The sequence below is a fragment of the Pseudomonas sp. BF-B-15 genome (assembly GCF_019946675.1).
GTDB lineage: Bacteria > Pseudomonadota > Gammaproteobacteria > Pseudomonadales > Pseudomonadaceae > Aquipseudomonas > Aquipseudomonas migulae.
This window is the reverse complement of sequence record NZ_JAGYFZ010000022.1, coordinates 66,658-75,353: the sequence shown is the minus strand read 5'-3', so window position 1 is coordinate 75,353 and position 8,696 is coordinate 66,658. Positions and strand designations below refer to the sequence as shown.

Annotated in this window: 9 protein-coding genes; 6 read left to right on the top strand and 3 right to left on the bottom strand. The window is 59.8% G+C overall.

Annotated elements, in window-relative coordinates; all coding sequences use genetic code 11:
• The first annotated feature begins 110 nt into the window (after window positions 1-110).
• From phaZ to KGA97_RS10070, 3 genes are all read left to right on the top strand, one after another.
• A complete protein-coding gene (gene phaZ / locus KGA97_RS10080; protein WP_008041882.1) occupies window positions 111-965 on the top strand; it encodes a poly(3-hydroxyalkanoate) depolymerase in 855 nt (284 codons plus the stop codon).
• A 114-nt stretch (window positions 966-1,079) separates the two neighbouring features.
• Window positions 1,080-2,762, top strand: a complete 1,683-nt coding sequence (phaC, locus tag KGA97_RS10075) for a class II poly(R)-hydroxyalkanoic acid synthase (RefSeq protein WP_223480694.1) — start codon at window positions 1,080-1,082, stop codon at window positions 2,760-2,762.
• A 150-nt stretch (window positions 2,763-2,912) separates the two neighbouring features.
• Complete coding sequence (locus KGA97_RS10070; RefSeq protein WP_008041885.1) at window positions 2,913-3,533, top strand: TetR/AcrR family transcriptional regulator; 621 nt, start codon at window positions 2,913-2,915, stop codon at window positions 3,531-3,533.
• A gap of 191 nt (window positions 3,534-3,724) precedes the next feature.
• Here the strand turns inward: KGA97_RS10070 and KGA97_RS10065 are convergent, their stop codons facing one another.
• The 3 genes from KGA97_RS10065 to KGA97_RS10055 form a co-directional block, all read right to left on the bottom strand.
• The gene (locus KGA97_RS10065) at window positions 3,725-4,573 is read right to left on the bottom strand and encodes a phasin family protein (protein ID WP_008041887.1); all 849 of its coding nucleotides are present in this window, start codon (window positions 4,571-4,573) and stop codon (window positions 3,725-3,727) included.
• 10 nt (window positions 4,574-4,583) lie between these two features.
• Window positions 4,584-5,006: a phasin family protein gene (locus KGA97_RS10060; protein WP_008025226.1), complete on the bottom strand. Its 423-nt coding sequence runs from the start codon at window positions 5,004-5,006 to the stop codon at window positions 4,584-4,586.
• A gap of 244 nt (window positions 5,007-5,250) precedes the next feature.
• Complete coding sequence (locus KGA97_RS10055) at window positions 5,251-5,526, bottom strand: polyhydroxyalkanoic acid system family protein (RefSeq protein ID WP_223480693.1); 276 nt, start codon at window positions 5,524-5,526, stop codon at window positions 5,251-5,253.
• 155 nt (window positions 5,527-5,681) lie between these two features.
• On the opposite strand from KGA97_RS10055, the gene ubiE reads away from it, so the two are divergent.
• The 3 genes from ubiE to ubiB are packed head-to-tail and all read left to right on the top strand — an operon-like array spanning window position 5,682 to window position 8,676.
• Window positions 5,682-6,452: a bifunctional demethylmenaquinone methyltransferase/2-methoxy-6-polyprenyl-1,4-benzoquinol methylase UbiE gene (gene ubiE / locus KGA97_RS10050; RefSeq protein ID WP_007948968.1), complete on the top strand. Its 771-nt coding sequence runs from the start codon at window positions 5,682-5,684 to the stop codon at window positions 6,450-6,452.
• The gene (locus KGA97_RS10045; protein WP_223480692.1) at window positions 6,452-7,075 is read left to right on the top strand and encodes an SCP2 domain-containing protein; all 624 of its coding nucleotides are present in this window, start codon (window positions 6,452-6,454) and stop codon (window positions 7,073-7,075) included. The genes ubiE and KGA97_RS10045 overlap by 1 nt, the downstream gene beginning before the upstream one ends.
• A complete protein-coding gene (gene ubiB / locus KGA97_RS10040; protein WP_008041890.1) occupies window positions 7,072-8,676 on the top strand; it encodes a ubiquinone biosynthesis regulatory protein kinase UbiB in 1,605 nt (534 codons plus the stop codon). The genes KGA97_RS10045 and ubiB overlap by 4 nt, the downstream gene beginning before the upstream one ends.
• Window positions 8,677-8,696: the final 20 nt, after the last annotated feature.

The following is an 8,696-nucleotide window of genomic DNA, read 5'->3' as shown; positions in this document are numbered from 1 at the left end:
GCTTGCTGGCGATGGCATCACTGCGGTTTCACAGTTTCACCGTGGTGATGCAATCGCCAGCAAGCCGGCTCCTACAGAATGGGGGCCGATCCACCTACAGGGCTTGAAGCATGCCGCAACCGTTCATTTTTCGTACCGTCGACCTGGATGGCCAGACCCTCCGCACGGCAGTACGCCCCGGCAAGCCTCACTTGACGCCCTTGCTGATATTCAACGGCATCGGCGCCAACCTGGAGCTGGTGTTTCCGTTTGTCGCCGCATTGGACCCGGACCTCGAAGTCATCGCTTTCGACGTGCCCGGTGTCGGCGGTTCGTCGACGCCGAACCGGCCGTATCGTTTTCCGGGCCTGGCCAAACTCACGGCGCGGATGCTCGATTATCTCGATTACGGGCAAGTGAACGTGATCGGTGTGTCATGGGGTGGCGCCCTCGCCCAGCAGTTTGCTTACGACTACCCCGAGCGCTGCAAGAAACTGGTGCTGGCGGCAACGGCGGCAGGTGCGGTGATGGTGCCGGGCAAACCGAAAGTGCTGTGGATGATGGCCAGCCCACGGCGCTACATCCAGCCATCGCACGTGATCCGCATTGCGCCGATGATCTACGGCGGCTCGTTCCGTCGCGATCCGACACTGGCGGCCAGCCATGCGGCGAAGGTGCGCTCGGCAGGCAAGCTCGGTTACTACTGGCAGCTGTTCGCCGGGCTCGGCTGGACCAGCATTCACTGGCTGCACAAGATCCACCAGCCGACGCTGGTGCTGGCCGGCGACGATGACCCGCTGATCCCGTTGATCAACATGCGCGTGCTGGCCTGGCGGATTCCCAATGCCCAGTTGCACATCATCGATGACGGGCACCTGTTCCTGATCACCCGCGCCGAGGCCGTGGCGCCGATCATCATGAAGTTTCTCGAGGAAGAACGGCAGCGCGCCGTGATGCATCCGCATCCGGCTCCATCGGGCGGCTAACCGACTTATCGTCGGTCGGCAGGACGCCGCGCCGCGCAACAACCCGTTACAGCGTCTATGGTGTTCTGGTTCGGTGTGTTTGTATTTGGCCTGAAGACGAAGGAGTGTTGAGTCATGCGCGACAAGCCAGCGAGGGAATCTTTACCGACTCCCGCAGCGTTCATCAACGCACAGAGTGCGATTACCGGCCTGCGTGGTCGGGATCTGTTTTCGACCCTGCGCAGCGTTGCCGCCCATGGTTTGCGCAACCCCGTGCACAGCGCCCGCCATGCGTTGAAGCTGGGCGGTCAACTGGGGCGCGTGTTGCTGGGCGAAACCCTGCACCCGACCAACCCCAACGACAATCGCTTTGCCGACCCCGCATGGAGCCTCAACCCGTTTTATCGCCGCAGTTTGCAGGCCTACCTGAGCTGGCAGAAACAGGTCAAAAGCTGGATCGACGAGAGCAACATGGACCCGGACGATCGCGCCCGCGCCCACTTCGCGTTCGCTTTGCTCAATGATGCGGTGTCACCGTCCAACACCCTGCTCAATCCGCTGGCGGTCAAGGAAATCTTCAACTCCGGCGGCAACAGCCTGGTGCGTGGCATCAGTCACCTGGTCGATGATTTCCTGCACAACGACGGCCTGCCCAGGCAAGTGACCAAGCAGGCCTTCGAGGTCGGCAAGACGGTCGCGACCACCACCGGCGCCGTGGTGTTTCGCAATGAGCTGCTGGAACTGATCCAGTACAAGCCGATGAGCGAAAAGCAGTATTCCAAACCGCTGCTGGTGGTGCCGCCACAGATCAACAAGTACTACATTTTCGACCTGAGCCCGAACAACAGCTTCGTCCAGTTCGCCCTGAAAAACGGCCTGCAAACCTTCATGATCAGCTGGCGCAACCCGGATGTGCGCCATCGCGAATGGGGCCTTTCGACCTACGTCGAAGCCGTCGAAGAAGCGATGAATGTATGTCGGGCGATCACCGGCGCCCGGGAAGTCAACCTGATGGGCGCCTGCGCCGGCGGGCTGACCATTGCCGCACTGCAAGGTCATTTGCAGGCGAAGCGGCAACTGCGCCGTGTATCCAGCGCAACCTATCTGGTGAGCCTGCTCGACAGCCAGATGGAGAGCCCCGCGACCCTGTTCGCCGACGAACAGACCCTGGAAGCGGCCAAGCGTCGGTCCTATCAGAAGGGCGTGCTGGACGGTCGCGACATGGCCAAGGTCTTCGCCTGGATGCGCCCAAACGATTTGATCTGGAGCTACTTCGTCAACAACTACCTGTTGGGCAAGGAGCCGCCGGCGTTCGACATCCTCTACTGGAACAACGACAACACACGCCTGCCGGCCGCCTTTCACGGCGACCTGCTGGACTTCTTCAAGCACAACCCGCTGAGTCATCCGGGGGGCCTGGAAGTGTGCGGCACGCCGATCGACTTGCAGAAAGTCACCGTCGACAGCTTCAGCGTGGCTGGCATCAACGACCACATCACGCCGTGGGATGCGGTGTATCGCTCGACGCTGCTGCTGGGTGGCGAGCGACGCTTCGTGCTGTCCAACAGCGGTCATGTACAGAGCATCCTGAACCCGCCGTCCAACCCGAAAGCCAACTTCATTGAAAGCACAAAACTGAGCAGCGATCCGCGGGCCTGGTATTACGACGCCAAGCAAGTCGATGGCAGCTGGTGGACGCAGTGGCTGAACTGGATTCAGGAGCGTTCGGGCGCGCAAAAGGAAACCCACATGGCCCTCGGCAACCAGAACTATCCACCCATGGAGGCGGCACCCGGTACTTACGTGCGCGTGCGCTGACACCCAACACACCACTGCCGCCTCCGTAGGAGCCGGCTTGCTGGCGAATGCATCACCGCGGTTTCACGACCCACCGTGGTGATGCGATAGCCAGCAAGCCGGCTCCTACAGGGTTTGAGCGCGGCAGGACTTGAACATTAAGAAGACTGGATGAAAACCCGCGACCGGATCCTCGAATGTGCCCTGCAGTTGTTCAATCAGAAGGGCGAACCGAACGTCTCCACCATGGAAGTTGCCAATGAAATGGGCATCAGCCCGGGCAACCTCTACTACCACTTTCACGGCAAGGAACCGCTGATTCTCGGGCTGTTCGAGCGCTTCCAGGCGGAGCTTGCGCCGCTGCTTGATCCGCCGTCCGATGTGGAATTGGCACCGGAAGATTACTGGCTGTTCCTGCACCTGATCGTCGAGCGCCTGTCGCACTATCGGTTTCTCTTTCAGGACCTGTCGAACCTCGCCGGGCGCCTGCCGAAACTGGCCAAAGGGATTCGCAACCTGCTCAATGCGCTGAAGCGCACACTGGCTTCGTTGCTGGCGCGGTTGAAGGCTCAAGGGCACTTGGTCAGCGACACGCAGGCGCTGGGGCAGTTGGTGGAGCAGATCACCATGACGCTGCTGTTTTCGCTGGATTACCAGCGGATTCTGGATCGCGAAGGTGAGGTGAGGCTGGTGGTGTATCAGATCATGATGCTGGTGGCGCCGCATCTGCTGCCGCCGATCAAGGTGGCGACGGAGCAACTGGCACTCCAATACCTCGAAGAACACGGATAACCCCTGAATACCGCGACCCCCTGTGGGAGCTAGCCTGCTAGCGATAGCGATTTATCCGGCGACATTGTTGTTGACTGATGAACCGATATCGCTAGCAGGCTAGCTCCTACAAGGGCGGTGGTGTTTGCAGGATCGTGCACAAACAAAAACGCCCGACCTTTGCAGGCCGGGCGTTTTTTTGAGCCCTGAAATCAGGACTGACTGGTTGGCGTCGATGGAGCTGGCGCGGCAGTCGGGGTTACAGCAGGGGTCGGCGCGGTAGCAGAGTTGGAGCTGCTCACTGTCGGCGCCGGGGTTGCCGGTTTGGCGGCAGCCACTGCTGGTTTTGGAGCAGCCGCTTTCGGCGCTGCCGGTTTTTTCACTGCTGGTTTTTTCGCGGCGGCAGGTTTTGCCGCAGGCTTGGCTGCTGCAGGTTTAGCAGCCGGTTTAGCGGCGGCTTTGGCGGCAACCGGCTTCGCTGCTGGCTTGGCTGCGGCAGGTTTTGCTGCGGCCGTTTTGGCAGCCGGCTTGGCCGCTGCTTTCGCGGCGGGTTTTGCAGCCGGTTTAGCGGCAGCTTTTGCCAGTGGCTTGGCAGCGGTTTTAGCCGCTGGTTTGGCTGCTGCGGTTTTCGCCGCAACAGGCGCAACCTTGGCACCGGTGAGTTTTTCGATTTGCTTGGTCAGGGTATCGACCTTGCTGTGCAGCGCTTTCACTTCGTTGCGGCTCGGGACACCCAGGCGCGAAATGGCGCTGTTCAGGCGCTTGTCGAAAGCCCCTTCCAGCTCATCCCACTTGCCCAGCGCACGATCTTTCACGCCAGTGATGCGCGATTTGGCAGAGGTAGCGGAGTCCTTGGCGGCATCGACTTTCTTGCCGACAGCGCTCTTGGTTAGCTTCTCGGCTTTCTCGCCGTCTTTGACCAATGTATCGAAGAGCTTGCTGCCGTCAGTGTCGATCTTCGAGTACACGCCTAAACCAGCAAGCCAGATTTTGCGGGAGTAGTCTTCGACTTTCCCGATCCACGAGCTGCCTTCTTTTTCGGTGTTCTTTTTACCAGCCATCCCGTTCTCCTTAAGATTTACGCGCGACGCGTTCGAGCAATGCCGTCAGCTCATCGAGCTTAGCAGAGAGTGCCTCAACGTCATGTTTAGACGGAATGCCAATACGATTCAAGGTACTTGCGACACGCGAGTCAAAAGCCTTCTCGACCTTGTCGAGTTGAACTTCGACCTTGCCTTTGAAAGTGCTTACTTCGCTCTTGGCTTCATCAATCTCGGCGTTAGCTGCTTCAAGTTTCTCGGCAACTACCTTTTTGCCTTTCTTTTCAACAGTTTGACCAGCCTTGATCAACTCTTGAAAGTAATCGCTGCCCTCTTGGCCGACCTTGGCGTAGGCACCCAGGCCTGCCAGCCAGATCTTGCGGGCATAGGATTTGACGTCGCTCAGAGCGGTTGTCGAAGCGTCGATTTTTTTCTTCAAAATAACTTTGGCCATGGTGCACCTCACGCGCAGAAGGTTTGAGGAACTGCCCGCGAAAGTGTCGGGCTCATGCACAAAGTAGGGAGAAAAATTAGAAACGGCACCCTAACAACTGACATAAAACCTCGGGCGCGCCTTAAAACAAATGTGGGAGCCAGCCTGCTGGCGATAGCGATCTATCCATCAACATCAATGTTGACTGATACACCGCCATCGCCAGCAGGCTGGCTCCCACAGGGGATGTGGTTCGACTCGGAAATCAGACCAGGGCTTTATCGAGGGCCTTTTCGATTTCCGATTTGATCATGCCGCTCATGGCCGACATCATCAGGCCCAATTCCACATCAACGCGAATCGAATCCTCAGCAACATGCACCGTGCCTTTCACCCCGGAACGCTTGAGGTTCAGGGTGTCGCCGGACCACTGCGGCTCCAGGCCATATTGATCGGACAGTTTCTGCGCCAACTGGTCGGCCTTCTCGCGGGCCGCTTCCTTGCCCAGGCCGTGGGCACGCTCAACACTAATACGGGCCATCGAATGACTCCTGCTTTATGAATACTTTCCTGAAGCATCTTGACCGCGCCTGCGGCAAAACGTCCCGGCGGTTCTACATCTTACCTTCAGCCTTGCCAAGACAAAGCAGGCCACCGGGATTAGAATGTCCCGCATTCTCTTCTGGTGACAGCGATATGACTGATCAGCGCAAAGGCAGCGATGCCGAACCCACCACGCACTTCGGTTTCAAAAACGTTCCGGAAAGCCAAAAAGCGGAAAAAGTCGCTGAGGTTTTCCACTCGGTAGCCGCCAAGTACGACTTGATGAACGACCTCCTGTCGGGCGGCATGCACCGTTTGTGGAAGCGTTTTGCGATCGAGCTGTCGGGCGTTCGCACCGGCAACCGCGTGCTGGACATTGCCGGCGGCACCGGCGACCTGACCAAAAAATTCTCGCACCTCGTGGGCCCGACCGGCCAGGTGGTGTTGGCCGACATCAACGAATCCATGCTCAAGGTCGGTCGTGACCGCCTGCTGGACCTGGGTGTGGCCGGCAACGTCGAATTCGTTCAGGCCGACGCTGAAAAGCTGCCGTTCCCGGACAACCATTTCGACTGCGTGACCATCGCATTCGGCCTGCGCAACGTGACGCATAAAGAAGACGCACTGCGCTCGATGCTGCGCGTACTCAAGCCGGGTGGCCGTTTGCTGGTGCTGGAATTCTCCAAGCCGACCAACGCCCTGATGTCCAAAGCCTACGACGCCTACTCGTTCGCCTTCATGCCGCTGATGGGCAAGCTGATCACCAACGACTCGGAAAGCTATCGCTACCTGGCCGAATCGATCCGCATGCACCCGAACCAGGAAACCCTGAAGTCGATGATGGTCGAGGCCGGTTTCGACCGCGTGACCTACCACAACATGACCGCAGGCATCGTGGCCCTGCACCGTGGCATCAAACCCTGATGTTGCTGGCCGGTCTGCTCGCCAGCGTTGAACTCGGCCTGAACCGGGTGCTGCGTCTCGACAGCACGGCGCTGCCGCGGCTGGCGCATTTGAGCGGCCGGGTGATTGCCGTCGATTGTCGCAGCCCGTCACTGCAACTGTTCATCCTGCCCAGCGACGAAGGCTTGATGCTGGCGACCCACTGGGAAACCGGCGCCGACTGCACCTTGCGTGCACCGGCTTCCAGCCTGTTGAAACTGGCGATGAGCAAGGACAAGACCTCCGTTTTGCATGCCCCTGAAGTCGAACTCGACGGCGACAGCGGCGTGCTGCTGGAACTGGCCGCGATCCTCCAGGACCTGGAGCTGGACTGGGAATACGAACTTTCGCGCTGGCTGGGACCCGTGGCCACGCAACTGGTCGGCGGTCACCTGCGCAGTCGCGCACGCTGGTATCAGCAAGGATTTGCCAGCCTGGGTCAGAACCTGGGCGAATACCTGGCCGAAGAATCGCGCACCCTCGTCGGTCAGCGCGAAGCCGAAGCCCGATTCAGTGAACTGGACCAGATCAAACTCGATCTGGAACGTCTCGAGGCGCGTTTCGAGCGCCTTTCCCGATCCCTCGACCCAAGCGATAACGCATGAAGCTGCTTGCCGTCCGCCGTTTGTTGCGCATCCAGCGCGTTGTGATTCGCTACCGCCTCGATGACCTGCTGTTTGCCCTGCCGCTGCCGTGGTTTCTGCTGGCGCTGCGCTACGCCTTGCCGTGGCGCTGGTTCCCGCGCAAGCCGCTGGACCTGAGCCGTGGCGCGCGATTGCGCCTGGCGCTCCAGGACCTGGGGCCGATCTTCATCAAGTTCGGGCAGATCCTGTCCACCCGCCGCGACCTGCTGCCGGAAGACATCGCCGATGAGCTGATGAAGCTGCAGGACCGCGTGCCGCCGTTCGATTCGCAAGTGTCGGTCAAACTGATCGAAGAACAGCTCGGCAAAAAGATCAGTGAAGTGTTCAGCCGTTTCGACGTCGAACCGCTGGCCTCGGCTTCGGTGGCGCAGGTGCACGCCGCGCAGTTGAAAACCGGTGAAGAGGTTGTCGTCAAAGTCATCCGCCCCGGCCTGAAACCGATCATCGCGCAAGACCTGGCGTGGTTGTTCATCCTCGCCCGCGCAGCGGAAAAACTCTCCGCCGACGCGCGTCTGCTGCACCCGGTGGACGTGGTCAGCGACTATGAAAAAACCATCTACGACGAACTCGACCTGTTGCGCGAGGCGGCCAACGCCAGCCAGTTGAAGCGTAATTTCGACGGTTCGCCGCTGCTGTACGTGCCACAAGTCTATTGGGACTGGTGCCGGCCGAAAGTGCTGGTGATGGAGCGCATCTACGGCATTCAGGTCACCGACCTCGCAACCCTGGCCGACCAGCGCACCGACATGAAAATGCTCGCCGAGCGCGGCGTCGAGATCTTTTTCACCCAGGTGTTCCGCGACAGTTTCTTCCACGCCGACATGCACCCGGGCAACATCTTCGTCAGCACCGTCAACCCGTGGAGCCCGCAGTACATTGCGATCGACTGCGGCATCGTCGGCAGCCTGACCCCGGAAGACCAGGATTATCTGGCGCGCAACCTGTTCGCGTTCTTCAAACGCGATTACCGGCGTGTGGCGCAACTGCACATCGACTCGGGCTGGGTACCGGCGGAAACCAAACTCAACGAATTCGAAGCGGCGATCCGTACCGTTTGCGAGCCTATCTTCGAAAAACCGTTAAAAGATATTTCCTTCGGTCAGGTGCTGATGCGCCTGTTCCAGACCGCTCGACGCTTCAACATGGAAGTGCAGCCACAACTCGTTTTGCTGCAAAAAACCCTGTTGAACATCGAAGGCCTGGGCCGTCAGCTGTACCCGGACCTCGATCTGTGGAACACCGCCCAGCCGTTCCTCGAACGCTGGATGCGCGAGCGCGTCAGCCCCAAAGCCTTGCTCGGCAACGTGCAGAACCAGTTCGAACAACTGCCGCACCTGGCCAACATGGCGCGCGATCTGCTCGAACGCATGTCGCAGCCCCACGCTTACGACCCGCCGCCATCGTGGCATCGACGCCGGGACGACTGGTTCCTGCGCCTGCTCGGCACCGCGCACCTGGCCGGCGGCGCAATACTGGCCATGGGCGGGCCGTTGAACGAACTGGCCTACTGGCCGGCAGGAATCATGATGGCCGTCGGCTTGTATCTGGTCGTTCGCCGATAGCCAGTTGTGTGATCCACTGG